Origin of the sequence: Apilactobacillus kunkeei, from assembly GCF_001421115.1 — a bacterium.
In the GTDB taxonomy this organism is placed as follows: domain Bacteria; phylum Bacillota; class Bacilli; order Lactobacillales; family Lactobacillaceae; genus Apilactobacillus; species Apilactobacillus kunkeei_F.
Window position 1 is genome coordinate 62,182 of the sequence record NZ_JXCW01000005.1, and the last position, 16,671, is coordinate 78,852.

The 16,671-nt window shown below is 38.6% G+C and carries 30 protein-coding genes; all 30 read right to left on the reverse strand.

Annotated elements, in window-relative coordinates; all coding sequences use genetic code 11:
• Positions 1-174: 174 nt before the first annotated feature.
• Positions 175-558 (reverse strand): 50S ribosomal protein L17, encoded by a 384-nt coding sequence (gene rplQ / locus RZ55_RS04820; RefSeq protein WP_034531537.1) that lies wholly within the window; start codon positions 556-558, stop codon positions 175-177.
• 21 nt (positions 559-579) lie between these two features.
• Positions 580-1,530, reverse strand: coding sequence for a DNA-directed RNA polymerase subunit alpha (locus tag RZ55_RS04825; RefSeq protein WP_034531535.1), 951 nt, complete (start codon positions 1,528-1,530; stop codon positions 580-582).
• A 73-nt stretch (positions 1,531-1,603) separates the two neighbouring features.
• Positions 1,604-1,993 carry a 30S ribosomal protein S11 gene (gene rpsK, locus RZ55_RS04830; protein ID WP_034531534.1) on the reverse strand — a complete coding sequence of 130 codons (390 nt, stop codon included), beginning with the start codon at positions 1,991-1,993 and terminating at the stop codon, positions 1,604-1,606.
• A gap of 23 nt (positions 1,994-2,016) precedes the next feature.
• Complete coding sequence (gene rpsM, locus RZ55_RS04835) at positions 2,017-2,382, reverse strand: 30S ribosomal protein S13 (protein WP_034531532.1); 366 nt, start codon at positions 2,380-2,382, stop codon at positions 2,017-2,019.
• 27 nt (positions 2,383-2,409) lie between these two features.
• A complete protein-coding gene (rpmJ, locus tag RZ55_RS04840) occupies positions 2,410-2,526 on the reverse strand; it encodes a 50S ribosomal protein L36 (protein ID WP_034531530.1) in 117 nt (38 codons plus the stop codon).
• 33 nt (positions 2,527-2,559) lie between these two features.
• A complete protein-coding gene (gene infA, locus RZ55_RS04845) occupies positions 2,560-2,778 on the reverse strand; it encodes a translation initiation factor IF-1 (RefSeq protein WP_034531529.1) in 219 nt (72 codons plus the stop codon).
• 156 nt (positions 2,779-2,934) lie between these two features.
• A complete protein-coding gene (locus RZ55_RS04850; RefSeq protein ID WP_277813667.1) occupies positions 2,935-3,588 on the reverse strand; it encodes an adenylate kinase in 654 nt (217 codons plus the stop codon).
• Between the two features lie 30 nt (positions 3,589-3,618).
• Positions 3,619-4,935, reverse strand: a complete 1,317-nt coding sequence (secY, locus tag RZ55_RS04855; protein WP_034531525.1) for a preprotein translocase subunit SecY — start codon at positions 4,933-4,935, stop codon at positions 3,619-3,621.
• Complete coding sequence (gene rplO, locus RZ55_RS04860; protein ID WP_034531523.1) at positions 4,936-5,367, reverse strand: 50S ribosomal protein L15; 432 nt, start codon at positions 5,365-5,367, stop codon at positions 4,936-4,938.
• Between the two features lie 25 nt (positions 5,368-5,392).
• Positions 5,393-5,575 (reverse strand): 50S ribosomal protein L30, encoded by a 183-nt coding sequence (rpmD, locus tag RZ55_RS04865; RefSeq protein ID WP_034531522.1) that lies wholly within the window; start codon positions 5,573-5,575, stop codon positions 5,393-5,395.
• A 14-nt stretch (positions 5,576-5,589) separates the two neighbouring features.
• Positions 5,590-6,093, reverse strand: a complete 504-nt coding sequence (rpsE, locus tag RZ55_RS04870) for a 30S ribosomal protein S5 (protein WP_034531520.1) — start codon at positions 6,091-6,093, stop codon at positions 5,590-5,592.
• Positions 6,094-6,113: 20 nt separating this feature from the next.
• Positions 6,114-6,470, reverse strand: coding sequence for a 50S ribosomal protein L18 (rplR, locus tag RZ55_RS04875; RefSeq protein ID WP_080695536.1), 357 nt, complete (start codon positions 6,468-6,470; stop codon positions 6,114-6,116).
• A gap of 54 nt (positions 6,471-6,524) precedes the next feature.
• Positions 6,525-7,064 carry a 50S ribosomal protein L6 gene (gene rplF / locus RZ55_RS04880; protein WP_034534417.1) on the reverse strand — a complete coding sequence of 180 codons (540 nt, stop codon included), beginning with the start codon at positions 7,062-7,064 and terminating at the stop codon, positions 6,525-6,527.
• Positions 7,065-7,095: 31 nt separating this feature from the next.
• Positions 7,096-7,494: a 30S ribosomal protein S8 gene (rpsH, locus tag RZ55_RS04885; protein ID WP_034531516.1), complete on the reverse strand. Its 399-nt coding sequence runs from the start codon at positions 7,492-7,494 to the stop codon at positions 7,096-7,098.
• Between the two features lie 33 nt (positions 7,495-7,527).
• Entirely contained in the window at positions 7,528-7,713 is a 186-nt protein-coding gene (locus RZ55_RS04890; RefSeq protein WP_034531514.1) for a type Z 30S ribosomal protein S14, read from the reverse strand.
• 18 nt (positions 7,714-7,731) lie between these two features.
• Positions 7,732-8,274: a 50S ribosomal protein L5 gene (gene rplE / locus RZ55_RS04895; RefSeq protein WP_034531513.1), complete on the reverse strand. Its 543-nt coding sequence runs from the start codon at positions 8,272-8,274 to the stop codon at positions 7,732-7,734.
• 28 nt (positions 8,275-8,302) lie between these two features.
• Positions 8,303-8,611 carry a 50S ribosomal protein L24 gene (gene rplX / locus RZ55_RS04900; RefSeq protein ID WP_034531511.1) on the reverse strand — a complete coding sequence of 103 codons (309 nt, stop codon included), beginning with the start codon at positions 8,609-8,611 and terminating at the stop codon, positions 8,303-8,305.
• A 32-nt stretch (positions 8,612-8,643) separates the two neighbouring features.
• The gene (gene rplN / locus RZ55_RS04905) at positions 8,644-9,012 is read right to left on the reverse strand and encodes a 50S ribosomal protein L14 (RefSeq protein WP_034531509.1); all 369 of its coding nucleotides are present in this window, start codon (positions 9,010-9,012) and stop codon (positions 8,644-8,646) included.
• A gap of 52 nt (positions 9,013-9,064) precedes the next feature.
• Complete coding sequence (gene rpsQ / locus RZ55_RS04910) at positions 9,065-9,325, reverse strand: 30S ribosomal protein S17 (protein ID WP_034531507.1); 261 nt, start codon at positions 9,323-9,325, stop codon at positions 9,065-9,067.
• A gap of 24 nt (positions 9,326-9,349) precedes the next feature.
• The gene (gene rpmC, locus RZ55_RS04915) at positions 9,350-9,544 is read right to left on the reverse strand and encodes a 50S ribosomal protein L29 (protein WP_034531506.1); all 195 of its coding nucleotides are present in this window, start codon (positions 9,542-9,544) and stop codon (positions 9,350-9,352) included.
• Complete coding sequence (gene rplP, locus RZ55_RS04920; RefSeq protein ID WP_034531505.1) at positions 9,534-9,968, reverse strand: 50S ribosomal protein L16; 435 nt, start codon at positions 9,966-9,968, stop codon at positions 9,534-9,536. Before rplP ends, rpmC begins: the two co-directional genes overlap by 11 nt.
• Before the next feature lie 2 nt (positions 9,969-9,970).
• A complete protein-coding gene (gene rpsC / locus RZ55_RS04925; protein ID WP_034531504.1) occupies positions 9,971-10,642 on the reverse strand; it encodes a 30S ribosomal protein S3 in 672 nt (223 codons plus the stop codon).
• A 12-nt stretch (positions 10,643-10,654) separates the two neighbouring features.
• The gene (rplV, locus tag RZ55_RS04930) at positions 10,655-11,002 is read right to left on the reverse strand and encodes a 50S ribosomal protein L22 (protein ID WP_034531503.1); all 348 of its coding nucleotides are present in this window, start codon (positions 11,000-11,002) and stop codon (positions 10,655-10,657) included.
• A 16-nt stretch (positions 11,003-11,018) separates the two neighbouring features.
• Positions 11,019-11,294, reverse strand: coding sequence for a 30S ribosomal protein S19 (gene rpsS, locus RZ55_RS04935; RefSeq protein ID WP_034531502.1), 276 nt, complete (start codon positions 11,292-11,294; stop codon positions 11,019-11,021).
• Positions 11,295-11,357: 63 nt separating this feature from the next.
• Positions 11,358-12,197 carry a 50S ribosomal protein L2 gene (gene rplB / locus RZ55_RS04940; RefSeq protein WP_034531499.1) on the reverse strand — a complete coding sequence of 280 codons (840 nt, stop codon included), beginning with the start codon at positions 12,195-12,197 and terminating at the stop codon, positions 11,358-11,360.
• Positions 12,198-12,222: 25 nt separating this feature from the next.
• Positions 12,223-12,510, reverse strand: coding sequence for a 50S ribosomal protein L23 (rplW, locus tag RZ55_RS04945; RefSeq protein ID WP_034531498.1), 288 nt, complete (start codon positions 12,508-12,510; stop codon positions 12,223-12,225).
• On the reverse strand, positions 12,510-13,133 hold the full coding sequence (rplD, locus tag RZ55_RS04950) for a 50S ribosomal protein L4 (RefSeq protein ID WP_034531497.1): 624 nt from the start codon (positions 13,131-13,133) through the stop codon (positions 12,510-12,512). The genes rplW and rplD overlap by 1 nt, the downstream gene beginning before the upstream one ends.
• A 17-nt stretch (positions 13,134-13,150) precedes the next feature.
• Positions 13,151-13,786, reverse strand: a complete 636-nt coding sequence (gene rplC / locus RZ55_RS04955; protein ID WP_034531496.1) for a 50S ribosomal protein L3 — start codon at positions 13,784-13,786, stop codon at positions 13,151-13,153.
• Between the two features lie 34 nt (positions 13,787-13,820).
• Positions 13,821-14,129 (reverse strand): 30S ribosomal protein S10, encoded by a 309-nt coding sequence (gene rpsJ / locus RZ55_RS04960; RefSeq protein ID WP_034531495.1) that lies wholly within the window; start codon positions 14,127-14,129, stop codon positions 13,821-13,823.
• A gap of 444 nt (positions 14,130-14,573) precedes the next feature.
• Positions 14,574-16,664: an elongation factor G gene (gene fusA / locus RZ55_RS04965; RefSeq protein ID WP_034531494.1), complete on the reverse strand. Its 2,091-nt coding sequence runs from the start codon at positions 16,662-16,664 to the stop codon at positions 14,574-14,576.
• Positions 16,665-16,671: the final 7 nt, after the last annotated feature.

The window sequence follows — 16,671 nt, forward strand, 5'->3', positions numbered from 1 at the left end:
TACTAGACACTTCATTCACCCCGTTTAAAATTATGTATAAAAAAATCACTAATAGGCTATTGATGCGAAGCAAAGCTCCATTCAAGCTAGACTTGGGGCTTGCCCATCATCATAACGCTTTATATCAATAGCCCTAGTGATTTGTTGTTACTATTTAATTAAGTTTACGATTAATTAATCAACTAATTGTAAAATAACCATTGATGCACCGTCACCACGACGAGGCATAGTCTTTAGAATACGAGTGTAACCACCGTTACGTTCTGCATACTTAGGAGCAATTTCATCAAATAGCTTTTGTAATGCAGTAGTAACAGTTACGTCATCACCATCTTCTTTAGCGTCAGCAACTACGTTTTGTAGGAATGCTGCAGCTTGACGACGAGCATGAAGATCTCCACGCTTACCAAGAGTAATCATCTTTTCAGCAGTTGAGCGTACTTCTTTAGCACGAGCTTCAGTGGTCTTAATTTCACCGTTTACTAACAAGTCAGTAGTTAGGTTACGTAGTAATGAACGACGGTGTGCACTAGTACGTTGTAATTTACGGTAACTCATAAATGGATATCCTCCTTTATACTAATCTTCTTTACGCAATGACAATCCAAGGGCTTCTAACTTATTCTTTACTTCAACAAGTGACTTACGTCCTAAGTTACGAACCTTCATCATGTCTGCTTCGCTTTTGTTGGTTAATTCTTGAACAGTGTTGATTCCTGCACGCTTCAAACAGTTGTATGAACGAACTGATAAGTCCAATTCTTCAATTGTCATTTCAAGCATCTTTTCTTTGTGTGTTTCTTCCTTTTCAACCATAACTTCAGTGTTCTTGGCTTCATCGGTAAGATCAACAAACATAGCAAGATGGTCGTTTAGAATCTTGGCTGCTAAACTAATTGCTTCACTAGGAGTGATGGAACCATCAGTCCAAACGTCAAGAGTTAGCTTATCAAAGTCAGATCTTTGACCAACACGTGCGTTTTCAACTTGATAATTAACACGTTCGATTGGGGTATAAATGGAATCAACTGGTAAGACACCGATTGGCATTCCATCATTACGAGCCTTATTCTCATCAGCAGAAACATATCCGCGACCCTTGTTTGCAGTCATTCTCATGTGGAATGTAGAACCTTCAGCAACTGTAGCGATGTGTAAGTCTGGATTTAAGACAGTTACATCACCATCAGCCTGAATGTCTCCAGCAGTTACTTGAGCTGGACCTGTAACATTGATTTCCATTTCTTTGTCTTCGCCATCTTCGGCATCCAACTTCAATGAAATCTTCTTAACATTTAAAATAATTTGAGTTACGTCTTCTACAACACCAGGTACTGTAGAAAATTCATGTAAAACATCATCAATTTGAATGCTAGTTACGGCTGCACCAGGTAAAGATGAAAGTAAAATTCTACGCAACGAGTTTCCAAGAGTTGTTCCGTATCCACGTTCTAGTGGTTCAACAACAACTTCTCCATAATTATCAGTTTCATCAATCTTATGAATATTAGGTTTTTCAAATTCAATCATTCTTATCTTCTACCCCTTTCAAAACGCTCTGAGTTAAATATTAATTAGTCCATCATACAGAGATGAGAATAAATTAAACTCTACGACGCTTTGGAGGACGAGATCCATTATGTGGAACTGGAGTAACATCACGAATAGCAGCAACTTCTAAACCAGTTGATTGAAGTGCACGGATAGCTGATTCACGACCTGAACCAGGACCTTTAACAGCAACTTCAACAGTCTTCATACCATGTTCCATAGCTGTCTTAGCAGCGGCTTCTGAAGCCATTTGAGCAGCAAATGGAGTTGATTTACGACTTCCACGGAATCCTAAAGCACCAGCAGATGACCAAGCAATTGCATTACCTTGCATGTCGGTAATCATAACTAATGTGTTATTAAAAGTAGAGTGAATGTGAGCAACACCAGATTCGATGTTCTTCTTTACTCTACGCTTACGAGAACCTTTCTTTTGAACCATGATTTACTAACCTCCTTTATTTATTATTTTTTCTTACCAGCAATAGTTACTTTTTTACCCTTACGAGTACGGGCGTTGTTCTTTGTGTGTTGACCTCTAACAGGTAAACCACGACGGTGACGCATTCCACGGTAAGAACCAATTTCTTGAAGCTTCTTGATATTCATTCTTACTTCACGACGTAAGTCACCTTCAATTTTGTAATTGTCAACAACTTCACGGATTTTATCTTCTTGGTCTGGAGTTAGATCACGAACACGAACATCTTCTGAAACGCCAGCCTTTGAAAGGATTTCAGCAGCTCTGCTTTGACCGATTCCAAAGATGCTAGTTAGACCAATAACGATACGCTTATCACGTGGTAAATCAATTCCGGCGATACGAGCCATTCAAACACACCTCCTGTTTATATAAAATTACTTACCTTGTCTTTGTTTATGTTTTGGATTTGAGCAAATGACCATAACACGGCCTTTTCTCTTAATTACTTTACAATTTTCACACATTGGTTTTACTGATGGACGAACCTTCATTATATAACCCTCCTATACTTCAAGACAGTATCCTTACTTATAACGGTAAGTAATACGTCCCTTGCTTAAATCATATGGTGACATTTCAACTGTGACACGATCACCAGGTAAAATACGAATGTAATGCATTCTGATCTTACCGGAAACGTGAGCTAAAATTTCGTGACCATTTTCTAGTTCAACACGAAACATAGCATTTGGTAAGGTTTCGCTAACCTTACCTTCAATTTCAATAACATTATCTTTAGACAAAGAATTTTCCTCCTCGAAAAATACGATTACTACATAAAGGTAGCCAAATGCCAAGATATTATCGACAAAGACCGCCATGTAGCTAATCGCAAATACACATGGGTTAGTTTATCACACAAACATACTTCCAGCAACAAATGCTAGCCGCAGAAGCAATTACTTGAATTGCTTAAGTATTTTGTCAATGTCTTTAGTAACATCATCAATATCTTGACCACCATCAACAGTGAATAATAAATCACGTTCTTTGTAAAAATCAATTAATGGTGTATTCATCTTGATGTTTACATCTAAACGATTCTTAACTGTTTCAGGCTTGTCATCACTACGTTGATAAAATTCATGGCCACCACAAATATCACAAGTATTTTCAACTTTTGGCATTTTGTATAGCTTGTGGTAAGTGGCACCACAGTTCTTACAAATGAATCTACCAGAAAGTCGATCAACAAGAACTTTAGGGTCAACGTCAATATTTATAACAGCATCCAATGGACGATCAAGCTCTTTACAAATTTCTTGTAAAGCATTTGCTTGTTCGATAGTTCTAGGAAAACCGTCTAACATATATCCTTTTTTAGTATCATCTTGTGCAAGACGATCTTTAACAATTCCACATGTTACATCATCAGGAACCAAGTTCCCTTTGTCAATATATTGTTTTGCCTTTAATCCCATTTCAGTTTGGTCTTTTATAGCGGCACGAAAGATATCTCCAGTAGAGATATGTGGAATACCATAATTTTCAATAATGGATTCAGCTTGTGTACCTTTACCAGCTCCAGGAAGCCCCATTAAGATTAAGTTCATTGACATATTTAATTACCTCCATTCACACTTTTATAAATCATTTGGACGAGGTGATTGAATGAATCCAACATATTCTTGTTTCATCATTAAACCACGAATTTGTCTAATTGTTTCGATGGCAACACCAACAACAATTAGTAAACTAGTACCACCTAAACCGATGGATTCGTCTAAGCTCCAAACGTTTTGTGCAATTAAAGGAATTAAAGCAACTATTCCTAGGAATAGGGCTCCAACTACGCTAAGTCTCATTAAGACTTTTGATACGTAAGTTTGAGTTCCATTTCCTGGCCAAACACCTGGAATATAGCTTCCTTGTTTTTGCAAGTTTTCTGAAAGTTTTTCAGGGTTAACTTGAACAAAAGCGTAAAAGAATGTAAAGACAACAATTAATACAGTATATAGAGTAGCACCTGAAAGAGTTTGCATATTAAATACATTACTCAATACTTGGTACCAACCATCACCAGAATGTTTACCTGCAAAGAAAAGCAAGATCGCTTGTGGTGTTGAGATAAACGAACTGGCGAAGATAACAGGGATAACACCGGCAACGTTAACCTTTAAAGGTAGGTAACTATTGTCACCCGCGCCTGTTTCTCTTCTAGTATATTGAATTGGAATCCTACGTTCAGCTTGTTGGAACCAGGTAACAAAAGTAACAATTATTAGAATTACAACGAATAGCGCAGCTAAGAATAAGATAGAAGGCCATAGTTGTGAAGAAGTATCTCCAACGATGTATTCCTTATATAATTGCTGAACTCCTGTAGGAATTCTTGCGATAATACCGGCGAAGATGATCATTGAAACACCTTGACCGATACCACGATCAGTAATCATGTCACCCATCCAAGTTGTTAACATTGAACCACCGGTTAAAATTAAACCGATACTCAAATAAGTAGCAGGACCAGGATTTTGAACAAGGTTCAAACTGCTTAAAGTGTTAAATCCGGCTGTAATTCCAATAGACTGCACGAAAGCAAGAAATACTGTAAGTATTCTGGTAACTTGGTTCAACTTACGTCTACCCACGTCACCTTGTTTGCTCCATTCAACAAAACGAGGAACGATGTCCATTTGTAATAGTTGAACGATGATTTGCGCAGTAATATATGGTGAAACACCCATAGCAAATAGTGAATAGTTAGTTAATCCACCACCACTAAAGGTGTTTAAAATGCTAACCAAGCCAGATGAAGCAACGCTTTGGAGTGCTTTAGCATTTATACCAGGGACTGTAATATAAGCACCTAATCTAAAAACAATTAATACTCCCAAAGTAAACATGATTTTATTTCTAATATCTTTTACCTTAAAAGCGTTTTTCAAGGCTGATAGCATCTAGATCACCTCGATCTTACCGCCAGCATTTTCGATGGCTGATTTAGCAGCATCAGAAAATTTGTTAGCCTTAACAGTTAGCTTCTTGTTAAGTTCACCGTTACCTAGAATCTTAATTCCATCCTTGGCACTCTTAACGATACCAGCTTCCATTAAAGTTTCTGGTGTAACTTCAACACCGTCGTCAAATTGATCTAAAGTAGATAAGTTAACGATAGCGTATTCCTTACGGTTAATGTTAGTGAAACCACGCTTAGGAATTCTACGGTAGAAAGGCATTTGGCCCCCTTCGAATCCAACACGTGTCTTACTACGAGCCTTTTGACCCTTTTGTCCACGACCAGAAGTCTTACCTTTACTTCCTAATCCACGACCTAGACGTTGTCTTGATGAACGTGAACCTTCGGCAGCTTTTAATTCATGTAATTTCATTTGAAGTGCACCTCCTTGTTATTTATTACTTAACTTGTTCAACTTTAACTAAGTGTGCGATATGGAACAATGCTCCACGAGTTGCTTCGTTGTCAGGTTTAACAACAGTACTGTTAATACGACCTAAGCCTAGCGCCTTAACAATTTTACGTTGTTTGGGGAGACGGTGTTCTGCACTGTGAGTTAAAGTAATCTTTAATTGAGCCATCTTCTAACCCCTCCTTATTCTGCTAAATGTTGAGCAGAAACGCCACGTAAAGTAGCAACTTTTTCTGCACTCTTCAATGCTTTTAGTCCTTCAAAAGTAGCACGAATAGCATTGATTGGAGTATCTGAACCTAAACGCTTACTTGTAACATCGTCAATACCAGCTAATTCCATAACTGAACGAACGGCACCACCAGCGGCAACACCAGAACCTTCTTCAGCAGGTTTTAACATGATCTTACCACCACCATAAGTACCGATAATTTCATGAGGAATAGTAGTACCAACCTTAGGAACACTAATTAAGTTCTTACGACCATCTTCAACAGCCTTACGGATAGCATCTGGAACTTCTTGAGCTTTACCAGTACCGAATCCGACGTGACCATTTCTATCACCAACAACAACTAAAGCAGCAAAACGTAGACGACGTCCACCTTTAACAACCTTAGTAATACGGTTGATTGATACGACAGTATCTTCAAGTTCTAATTTATTTGGATCAATAAATTCAGCCATTGCGGTTATTCCTCCTTTTATTAAAATTCTAGTCCGTTTTCACGTGCAGCTTCAGCAAGAGCTTGTACACGTCCATGGTATAAGTAACCACCACGGTCGAAAACAACATTTTTAACATTTTTTTCAACGGCACGCTTGGCAACTAAAGCACCAACAGATGATGCTTGTTCAGTCTTGTTTGAACCGTTAACTTCTTTGTCTAGAGTTGAGGCACTAGCAAGCGTAACACCCGCTACGTCATCAATAACTTGAGCGTAGATGTTTTTGTTAGAACGGTAAACGTTCAAACGTGGGCACACAGCAGTACCAGAGATTTTGTTACGGACACGCAAGTGACGACGTTGACGTGTCTTGTTTTTATCTGGTTTATTAATCAAAATAGTCACCTCTTAAATATTAATTAAAATAGTTAAGCAATGAAATCTAACTCATTACTTACCTGTCTTACCTTCCTTACGACGAACAACTTCGTTTTCGTAACGAATACCTTTACCCTTGTAAGGTTCAGGTGAACGAACAGCACGAACACGAGCTGCAAAGTCACCAACGTGTTCTTTGTTGATACCGCTGACAGTAATAGTTAAACTGTCTGGAGTTTCAACCTTAAGATCATCATTGATTTCCATTTCAACAGGGTTGGAGTAACCAACGTTTAATTCTAGGACAGAACCTTTAGCTTGAGCACGGTAACCAACACCGACTAGCTTAAGTGTCTTAGTAAAACCATTTGATACACCTTCAACCATGTTGTTTAAGTTAGCACGCATAGTACCGTGCATTGCACGGGTCTTGTTATCGTATCTAACTGCTGGTTCAAAAGTTACAACGTTATCATTAACGTTCATCTTGATAATTGGTGAGAATTCACGAGTTAGTGAACCCTTAGCACCTTTAACAGTTACGTTGTTACCTTCAGTTGATAATTCAACACCTTCAGGTAAAACAATCTTTCTGTAACCAATACGACTCATTTCATTACACCTCCAATTCAAGCAAAAAGTATTACCAAATGTAAGCTAATACTTCTCCACCAATTTTTTTAGCACGAGCTTCTTTATCAGTGATAACACCTTCAGAAGTTGAGATAATTGCAATACCTAAACCATTTAATACCTTAGGAATTGAATCAGATTTTACGTATGAACGTAGACCAGGTTTTGAAATACGCTTCAAACCAGTGATAACACGTTCATTGTTCTTACCATATTTTAGGAATACGCGAATAACGCCTTGTTTGTCGTCTTCAACGTATTCAACATCGCGAACGAAACCTTCACGTTTTAAGATTTCAGCAATGTTGTTTTTGATTTTTGAAGCTGGAACTTCAACTGAATCGTGACGAGCCATGTTGGCGTTACGAATTCTAGTTAATAAGTCAGCGATTGGATCTGTCATGGACATTAACGTAGACCTCCTATCTAATTATAGTTAATTTTACCAACTTGCCTTCTTCATACCAGGGATTTGGCCTTTGTGCGCAAGATCTCTGATGCATAGACGGCATAAATGAAACTTCTTGTAAACTGAATGAGGTCTACCACAGCGTTCGCAACGAGTGTAATTTCTTGTTGAGAATTTAGCAGGACGTTCACTTTTTACAACTAATGCTTTTCTAGCCATATTATTTATACCCTCCTATTATTTTGCAAATGGCATACCGAATTGAGTTAACAATTCTTTGGATTCTTCGTCAGTGTTAGCAGTTGTAACAATAACGATGTCTAATCCACGTACACGGTTAACGTTATCGTAGTTAATTTCTGGGAAAATTAATTGTTCACGAACACCTAGAGTGTAGTTACCACGACCGTCGAATGAACGGTTGTTAACACCATGGAAATCACGAACACGTGGTAATGAAACGTTAACTAACTTGTCTAAGAAGTCATACATACGTTCACCACGTAGAGTAACTTTGGCACCAATTGACATACCTTCACGTAAACGGAAGCCGGCGATTGATTTCTTAGCCTTAGTTACTAGAGGTTTTTGACCAGAAATTAGAGTTAATTCTGAAACAGCTTCGTCTAAGTTCTTAGCGTTAGTAACAGCGTCACCAACACCCATGTTTAGAACGATCTTTTCAATTTTTGGAGCTTGCATAACTGAAGAGTAGTTAAACTTTTCAACTAATGCTTTTGTAATTTCATTTTTGTACTTTTCTTGTAAACGGTTTGACATGGAAAGGTATCCTCCTTTCAATTAAATTTTAATCGATTGATTTGTTTGATTTTTTAGAAATACGAACTTTCTTACCATTTTCAATTTTGAATCCAACCTTAGTTGGTTCGTTAGTTGATGGGTCAATTAACATAACGTTTGAAACATGAATAGGAGCTTCAACTTCATTAATGCCACCTTGTGGGTTAGCTTGTGAAGCTTTTTGATGTTTCTTAACAATGTTAATGCCTTCAACGATTACGCGATCTTTTGAAGCGATAGTCTTGGTAACAGTACCTTCTTTACCTTTATCCTTACCACTAATAACGCGAACTTTGTCACCGGTTTTAATAAACATTTCTTGGCACCTCCTTGGTTGACATTGATTAATTAAAGTACTTCAGGGGCTAGAGAAACGATCTTCATGAATTCGTTGTCACGTAGTTCACGTGCAACTGGTCCGAAAATACGAGTTCCCTTTGGACTTTTATCATCTTGAACAAGTACGGCAGCATTTTCATCGAAACGGATGTATGAACCATCTGCACGACGTGATACTGACTTAGTTCTTACGATTACAGCCTTAACAACGTCACCCTTTTTGACAACGCCACCTGGTGTTGCTTGTTTAACAGTAGCAACAATGATATCACCGATACCTGCATATCTTCTGCTTGATCCACCTAAAACTTTAATAGTTAAAAGTTCACGAGCACCTGAGTTATCAGCAACTTTCAAACGACTTTCTTGTTGAATCATTAGCTAATACCCTCCTTCCGGTATTTACTCAGAATACGATAAAATTCTTATGTTAGATAATAACAGCTTTTTCAACGATATTAACTAGACGGAAATTCTTAGTAGCTGATAGCTTACGTGTTTCCATAATTTCTACAACATCGCCCATTTTAGCTTCATTGTTTTCATCATGAGCCTTGTACTTCTTTGAGTACTTAACACGTTTTCCGTAAGTAGGATGTGTTTTGTAAGTTTCAACAACAACAGTGATGGTTTTGTCCATCTTGTCTGAAACAACACGGCCTCTGTAGACCTTACGCATATTACGTTCCATATTACATTGACCTCCTATCGTATTCTATTTGTTTAGTTCTTGTTGACGCAAAGCAGTTTTGATACGTGCAATGTTCTTACGAACTTGCTTCAATCTTGCAGTGTTTTCCAATTGACCAGTAGCTAATTGAAAACGAAGGTTGAATAGTTCTTCTTTGTAGCTTTGTTCTTTTTCATGCATTTGAGCAGTGGTTAGTTCATTAATTTCTTTAGCCTTCATTTGATTCGCCACCTACTTCCTCACGTTTAATAATCTTTGTTCGAACAGGAAGTTTAGCTGAAGCTAAACGTAAAGCTTCTAGAGCAACTTCTTCAGAAACTCCACCAACTTCGAATAGGACTTTTCCACGTTTAACTGGAGCAACCCATCCTGCTGGAGAACCTTTACCATTACCCATACGAACCCCTACACCTTTTTCAGTGTATGACTTGTGAGGGAAAATCTTAATCCAAACTTTCCCACCACGCTTCATATGTCTTGTCATAGCAATACGACAAGCTTCGATTTGACGGTTAGTGATCCAATGTGAATCGATTGATTGTAAACCAAATTCACCGAATGAAACAGTGTTTCCACCCTTTGAATGACCACGTAACTTACCACGGTGTTCACGACGGAACTTAACACGTTTTGGTACTAGCATGTTTATTTCCCTCCTTTATCGTTTTCTTGAGCATCGTTAACTGCTTGTGGTAAAACTTCACCACGGTAGATCCAAGTTTTTACACCAATTGATCCGTAAGTAGTGTGAGCTTCTTCCCAAGCGTAGTCGATGTCTGCTCTTAGTGTATGCAATGGAACAGTTCCTTCAGCGTATGCTTCCACACGTGACATATCTGCACCATTTAGACGACCAGCAACTTGAGTTTTGATACCCTTAGCACCGGCACGACGAGAGCGTTGCATTGATTGACGCATTGCACGACGGAATGCTACACGGCCTTCCAATTGACGAGCAATGTTTTCACCAACAAGTTTTGCATCTAAATCAGGTTTCTTGATTTCGATGATGTTGATGTGAACTCTCTTACCTGTTAAATTGTTTAATTCTTTACGAAGATTTTCGACTTCTGATCCGCCTTTACCGATAACCATACCTGGTTTAGCAGTGTGAATTGAAACGTTAACACGCTTTGCAGCACGTTCGATAACAACTCTTGATACGGAAGCGTCAGCGAGTCTCTTACTAATGTATTCACGGATTTTTAGGTCTTCGTTTAAATCGTTAGCAAAATCAGCTTTTTCAGCGTACCATTTTGCGTCCCAATCGCGAATAACTCCGACACGTAATCCAGTAGGATTTACTTTTTGACCCACGGCTAATCCCTCCTATTTTTCTGATACTACAACTGTGATATGACTAGTACGTTTGTTGATTGGAGAAGCAGAACCTTTTGCTCTTGGACGGAAACGTTTTAAAGTTGGTCCTTCGTTAACAAAAACTTCGCTTACTACCAAGTCTTCACGATCTAAATCAAAATTATTTTCTGCATTTGCTACAGCTGACATTAAAACTTTTGAAACAACTGGTGAAGCTCCTCTTGGAGTGAACTTCAAGATTGCAGCTGCTTCTGAAACGCTTTTACCTCTAATAAGATCAACTACAAGGCGGACCTTACGTGCGGCAATGCGAACAGTTCTAGCAGTAGCTTTTGCTGATGTAACTTGTTCAGCCATTTGTTATCCTCCTTGCTTAAACAGTTTTCTTATCGTCGTTTCCATGTCCATGGAAAGTACGAGTTGGTACGAATTCACCTAGTTTGTGACCTACCATATCTTCTTGAATATAAACTGGAACGTTCTTTCTTCCATCATAAACAGCGATAGTGTAGCCAATGAAACTAGGGAAGATTGTTGAACGACGTGACCATGTCTTGATTACGTCTTTCTTGTCTTGGTCTTTTTGAGCATCGATTTTCTTTAAAAGATGCTTATCGGCAAAAGGTCCCTTTTTTAAACTACGAGACATTATGAAACCTCCTCTTCAAAATCAGTATAGGGAAGTGTATACCCGAAGGTATAACTTAGTTTATTACATCTTTGATCCCTTACGACGGCGAACGATGAACTTGTTGGAACGAGCCTTCTTACTACGAGTCTTCTTACCAACAGTCTTCTTGTGCCATGGTGATAATGGTGATGGGTAACCAACTGGAGCTTTACCTTCACCACCACCATGAGGGTGATCGTTAGGGTTCATTACAGAACCACGAACGTGTGGACGTTGGCCCTTGTAACGGTTACGACCAGCTTTACCAATGTTAACTAATGAGTGTTCTTCGTTACCAATGCTACCAATAGTTGCACGGTTAACTGAAAGAATCATACGAACTTCACCTGATGCTAGACGAACTAGTACGTATTTTCCTTCCTTACCCAATAGTTGAGCTGAAGTACCAGCAGAACGAACTAATTGTCCACCCTTACCTGGTTTTAATTCGATATTGTGAATAACTGTACCTACAGGGATATCCTTCAATGCTAATGCATTACCTGGTTTGATATCAGCGTTTGGTCCTGATTGAACCTTGTCGCCAACTTTTAGACCCTTAGGTGCTAGAATGTATGACTTGATACCGTCAGTGTAAACAACTAACGCAATGTTAGCAGTACGGTTTGGATCGTATTCGATAGTCTTAACGATACCATCAACGTCGTCATGGTTACGCTTGAAATCAATAATACGGTATTGATTCTTGTTACCACCACCACGGTGACGAACAGTCATATGACCATAGTTGTTACGACCAGCAGTGTGTGACTTAGGAGCCAATAATGACTTTTCAGGTTTTGAAGTAGTCAAAACACTGTAGTCAATGCTAGTCATGTTACGACGACCATTACTGGTTGCCTTGTATTTTTTAATAGCCACGGTGTTTTCCTCCTAAATTGATATTTTATTTATTGCTAAATAAGTTAATTTCTTTTGAATCGTTTGATAAAGTAACGATCGCTTTACGACGCTTCTTAGTGTAACCTGAGAAACGACCTTGGCGCTTTAGCTTACCTTTAAGATTCATAATATTTACATTTGCAACTTTAACATCAAAGATGTCTTGAATTGCGTTCTTCACTTGTGTTTTAGTTGCTCGTAAGTCAACATCAAAAGTGTATTTCTTTTCGTCCATCATAGCAGTTGATTGTTCTGTAATAACGGGACGTAGGATAATATCACGTGATTCCATTATGCGAGCACCTCCTCTACTTGAGAAAGAGCAGCCTTTGTGATGACAATCTTGTCACTGTTTACAACGCTCAATGTGTTTAAACCTTTAGCTGAAACGATTTCAACGTTCTTTAGGTTACGAGCTGATAATACAGCGTTCTTGTTGTCTTCTTCCAAGACTACTAATGTCTTAGTTGAAGCATTTAGCTTGTTTAGTGCTTCTGAGAAGTCTTTTGTCTTAGGAGCATCGAAGCTTAATGAGTCAACAACTACGAAGTTGTCGTTAGCAACCTTTTCTGATAGAACAGATTTGATAGCTAGACGGCTAACCTTCTTTGGTAAGTGGTAGCTGTATGAACGAGGAGTTGGTCCGAAGACAATTCCACCCCCACGCCATTGTGGTGAACGGATTGAACCTTGACGAGCACGTCCAGTACCCTTTTGACGCCATGGCTTCTTACCACCACCTCTAACAGCGCTTCTGTTCTTTACAGCGTGTGTACCTTGGCGCATTGATGCTCTTTGCATCAAAACAACGTCAAATACAACACTGTCGTTTTGTTCGATAGCAAAGATTTCATCGTTTAATTCAACGTTTCCATTCTTGCTACCATCTTGTTTGTATAATGCTACGCTTGTCATTTATGGTTCCTCCTTTCTTATTTTTGTGATCCGCGAGCTGCAGATTTAACAGTTAGGAATGACTTGTTGGCACCAGGAACGTTACCCTTAATTAGGATTACGTTGTTGTCAACGTCAGCCTTAACTACTTCAAGATTTTGAATGGTAACTTGCTTGTTACCCATTCTACCTGGTAATTTCATACCCTTAGTAACACGGTTGATAATTACACCAAGTGAACCAGGACGACGGTGGTATCTAGAACCGTGAGTTTCAGGACCTCTAGCTTGACCATCCTTATGAATGTTACCTTGGTAACCATGACCCTTTGTGATACCTGTTACATCTACGATGTCACCGGCTTCAAAAATGTCTGCCTTGATTTCGTCTGCTACATTGTAATCGCTAAGCTCAACATCTCTGATTTCTTTAATGAAGCGCTTAGGATTTGTATTTGCTTTTGCTACATGACCTTTTTCTGGTTTGTTACTTAAAACATCACGTTTGTCTTCGTAACCAAGTTGGATAGCGTTGTATCCATCAGTTTCAGTTGATTTAGTTTGTAGAACAACGTTTGGAGTTACATCTACAACAGTAACTGGTACTAATTCACCGTTTTCAGTGAAAACTTGAGTCATTCCGACTTTTCTACCTAAGATTCCTTTTCTGGTCATGAGTACACCTCCGATATATTGTAATTTTGATTAATTATAGTTTAATTTCGATATCAACACCGCTTGGTAAATCAAGCTTCATTAGTGAATCAACTGTTTTTGGTGTTGGGTTTAAGATGTCGATAAGACGTTTGTGAGTCAACATTTCAAATTGTTCACGTGACTTCTTAAACTTATGTGGTGAAGCTAGAACAGTATAAACAGTTCTATCTGTTGGCAATGGAATTGGACCAGAAACACTAGCACCAGTTCTTTGCGCAGTAGCCACAATCTTTTCAGCTGATTGATCTAAAGTACGGTGTTCATATGCCTTTAAACGGATACGAATCTTTTGCTTTGCCATTATTTTCCCTCCTCGTCTGTATTTTAAATACGACTAACTCCGTGGAAATTACCGGCGCACCCTTCATGACAAAGTGGCCGGGTGTGTCGCAACCTCCCACATCAACGCTTTTCTCATATCTGCTTGAGAGCATACTAACCCCTCGAACAGGTACTTGTATATAATACTAGATTTCCTGCGGTGTTTCAAGGGTTTTCACTCATTTTGTTAAAATTATTTTCAAATTTTTTTATTCAAATTTTTTCAAAAAAATTGAAATTTTTTTATTTTTTCTTCCATATTATATTTATTTGATCAAAAAATAATTTATTAAATTAAATAACAAATTTCAAAAATATTATCAAATTTATTCTTTATCTATATTTATAGAAGAAATTCCCCTTTTTTATGTACAAAAAAAGAAGCGTTGAAATTAATCAACACTTCTTAATTTAGAAACACTAATTACTTGTTTCCACCGTTCTTTTCAATAATTTCTTCTTGAACTGCGGCTGGAACTGGTGAGTAGTGGTCGAATGTCATTGAGAAAGTACCTCTACCTTGAGATGCTGAACGCAATGTAGTTGCGTAACCGAACATTTCTGATAGTGGAACCATAGCATGGATTAGTTGAGCTTTGTTTCTAACTTCCATACCATCAACGTTACCACGACGTGCAGTAACTTGTCCCATAACATCACCCATGTATTCTTCTGGAACCACGATATCAACTTTCATGATTGGTTCTAGGATAACTGGGCCAGCTGACTTAGCAGCATTTCTTAATGCTAATGATGCAGCAACCTTAAATGCAGCTTCTGATGAATCGACATCATGGTAACTACCATCATATAACTTAGCCTTAACGTCAATCAATGGGTAACCAGCAAGAACACCGTTTGCCATTGATTCTTTTAGACCTTGTTCAACTGAAGGAATGTATTCACGAGGAACAACCCCACCAACGATAGCATTTTCGAATTCGAAACCTTTACCAGTTTCATTTGGAGTAAATTCAATCCAAACGTCACCATATTGACCTTTACCACCAGATTGACGAACGAATTTACCTTGAGCCTTAGTTGGCTTAGTAAATGCTTCTCTGTAGGCAACTTGTGGTTGACCAATAGTAGCTTCAACCTTGAATTCACGTTTCATACGGTCAACGATGATGTTCAAGTGAAGTTCACCCATTCCGGCGATAATAGTTTCACCAGTTTCGTTATCAGTTTCAGCCTTAAATGTAGGATCTTCTTCTGATAGCTTTTGTAGGGCAATGTTCATCTTGTCTTGGTCAGCCTTAGTCTTAGGTTCAACAGACACAGAAATAACTGGATCTGGGAATACCATTGATTCTAGGTGTAATGGGTGCTTTTGATCAGTTAGTGAGTCACCAGTAGTGGTGTTCTTCAAACCGATAGCGGCAGCGATATCACCAGAGAATACTTCTGGGATTTCAGTTCTATCATTTGAGTGCATTTGTAGTAAACGACCAACACGTTCACGTTTGTCCTTAGTTGCGTTAAGAACGTATGAACCTGATTCTAGAGTACCTTGGTATACACGAATGAAAGTTAAACGACCAACGAATGGGTCAGTTGCAACCTTAAATGCTAGGGCAGCAAATGGCTTGTTGTCATCAGCTTTAAGTTCAACATCTTCACCTGATTCAGGATCAGTAGCCTTGTATGGACGAACATCAAGTGGTGATGGTAAGAAGTCCAATACGGCGTCCATTAACATTTGGATACCCTTGTTCTTAAATGCTGAACCAGCTAATACTGGGTAGTATTCTAGGTTAAGAGTACCTTGACGGATGGCAGCCTTGATTTCAGGTACAGAGATTTCTTCACCTTCAAGGTATTTTTCCATAATTCCGTCGTTGATGTCAGCAAGTGATTCAATTAAGTTAGCACGAGCTTCATCAGCTTTTTCCTTGTATTCGTCAGGAATATCAACGATATCGTAGTTTGAACCATTTTCATCTAGATCGTAGATGTATGCTTTCATTTCTACTAAGTCGATAACACCTTGGAAAGTGTCTTCCTTACCAATAGGAATTTGGATAGCGTGTGCGTTAGCATCTAGACGTTCGTGTAGAGATTCTACAGAAGCTTCGAAGTCAGCACCTAGCTTATCCATCTTGTTAGCGAATACGATACGAGGAACTTCGTATTCTGAAGCTTGACGCCAAACAGTTTCTGTTTGAGGTTCAACCCCAGCAGCAGCATCCAAGATAGTAATTGAACCATCTAGAACACGTAGTGAACGTTCAACTTCGGCAGTGAAGTCCACGTGTCCTGGTGTATCGATGATGTTGATACGAGTATCTTTCCAACGTGCAGTAGTAGCAGCTGAAGTGATAGTGATACCACGTTCTTGTTCTTGTACCATCCAGTCCATTTGTGAAGCACCATCATGAGTTTCACCAATTTTGTGGATTCTACCAGTGTAGTACAAGATACGTTCAGTAGCAGTAGTCTTACCGGCATCAATATGAGCAGTGATACCGATATTACGAGTTTTTTCTAATGGGAATTCACGTTTGTTAGCCATTATAAAA

Bases quoted from the DNA above. Each gene is read 5' to 3' on its own strand.
- rpmC (WP_034531506.1), bottom strand. From the start codon at position 9,544: ATGAAGGCTAAAGAAATTAATGAACTAACCACTGCTCAAATGCATGAA.
- rplD (WP_034531497.1), bottom strand. From the start codon at position 13,133: ATGACAAGCGTAGCATTATACAAACAAGATGGTAGCAAGAATGGAAAC.
- RZ55_RS04890 (WP_034531514.1), bottom strand. From the start codon at position 7,713: ATGGCTAGAAAAGCATTAGTTGTAAAAAGTGAACGTCCTGCTAAATTC.
- rplC (WP_034531496.1), bottom strand. From the start codon at position 13,786: ATGACCAGAAAAGGAATCTTAGGTAGAAAAGTCGGAATGACTCAAGTT.
- secY (WP_034531525.1), bottom strand. From the start codon at position 4,935: ATGCTATCAGCCTTGAAAAACGCTTTTAAGGTAAAAGATATTAGAAAT.
- rpsQ (WP_034531507.1), bottom strand. From the start codon at position 9,325: ATGGAACGTAATATGCGTAAGGTCTACAGAGGCCGTGTTGTTTCAGAC.
- rplN (WP_034531509.1), bottom strand. From the start codon at position 9,012: ATGATTCAACAAGAAAGTCGTTTGAAAGTTGCTGATAACTCAGGTGCT.
- rplE (WP_034531513.1), bottom strand. From the start codon at position 8,274: ATGTCAAACCGTTTACAAGAAAAGTACAAAAATGAAATTACAAAAGCA.
- rplQ (WP_034531537.1), bottom strand. From the start codon at position 558: ATGAGTTACCGTAAATTACAACGTACTAGTGCACACCGTCGTTCATTA.
- rpsJ (WP_034531495.1), bottom strand. From the start codon at position 14,129: ATGGCAAAGCAAAAGATTCGTATCCGTTTAAAGGCATATGAACACCGT.
- rplX (WP_034531511.1), bottom strand. From the start codon at position 8,611: ATGTTTATTAAAACCGGTGACAAAGTTCGCGTTATTAGTGGTAAGGAT.
- rpsK (WP_034531534.1), bottom strand. From the start codon at position 1,993: ATGGTTCAAAAGAAAGGTTCTCGTAAGCGTAGAGTAAAGAAGAACATC.
- rpsS (WP_034531502.1), bottom strand. From the start codon at position 11,294: ATGTCTCGTAGTTTAAAAAAGGGACCTTTTGCCGATAAGCATCTTTTA.
- rplP (WP_034531505.1), bottom strand. From the start codon at position 9,968: ATGCTAGTACCAAAACGTGTTAAGTTCCGTCGTGAACACCGTGGTAAG.
- rplV (WP_034531503.1), bottom strand. From the start codon at position 11,002: ATGGCTGAACAAGTTACATCAGCAAAAGCTACTGCTAGAACTGTTCGC.
- rpsH (WP_034531516.1), bottom strand. From the start codon at position 7,494: ATGTCCATGACAGATCCAATCGCTGACTTATTAACTAGAATTCGTAAC.
- rplO (WP_034531523.1), bottom strand. From the start codon at position 5,367: ATGAAATTACATGAATTAAAAGCTGCCGAAGGTTCACGTTCATCAAGA.
- rplF (WP_034534417.1), bottom strand. From the start codon at position 7,064: ATGAGTCGTATTGGTTACAGAAAGATTGTTTTACCTGAAGGTGTTGAA.
- rpsE (WP_034531520.1), bottom strand. From the start codon at position 6,093: ATGGCTGAATTTATTGATCCAAATAAATTAGAACTTGAAGATACTGTC.
- rplW (WP_034531498.1), bottom strand. From the start codon at position 12,510: ATGGAATCACGTGATATTATCCTACGTCCCGTTATTACAGAACAATCA.
- fusA (WP_034531494.1), bottom strand. From the start codon at position 16,664: ATGGCTAACAAACGTGAATTCCCATTAGAAAAAACTCGTAATATCGGT.
- RZ55_RS04825 (WP_034531535.1), bottom strand. From the start codon at position 1,530: ATGATTGAATTTGAAAAACCTAATATTCATAAGATTGATGAAACTGAT.
- rpmD (WP_034531522.1), bottom strand. From the start codon at position 5,575: ATGGCTCAATTAAAGATTACTTTAACTCACAGTGCAGAACACCGTCTC.
- RZ55_RS04850 (WP_277813667.1), bottom strand. From the start codon at position 3,588: ATGAACTTAATCTTAATGGGGCTTCCTGGAGCTGGTAAAGGTACACAA.
- rpsM (WP_034531532.1), bottom strand. From the start codon at position 2,382: ATGGCTCGTATCGCCGGAATTGATTTACCACGTGATAAGCGTATCGTT.
- rpmJ (WP_034531530.1), bottom strand. From the start codon at position 2,526: ATGAAGGTTCGTCCATCAGTAAAACCAATGTGTGAAAATTGTAAAGTA.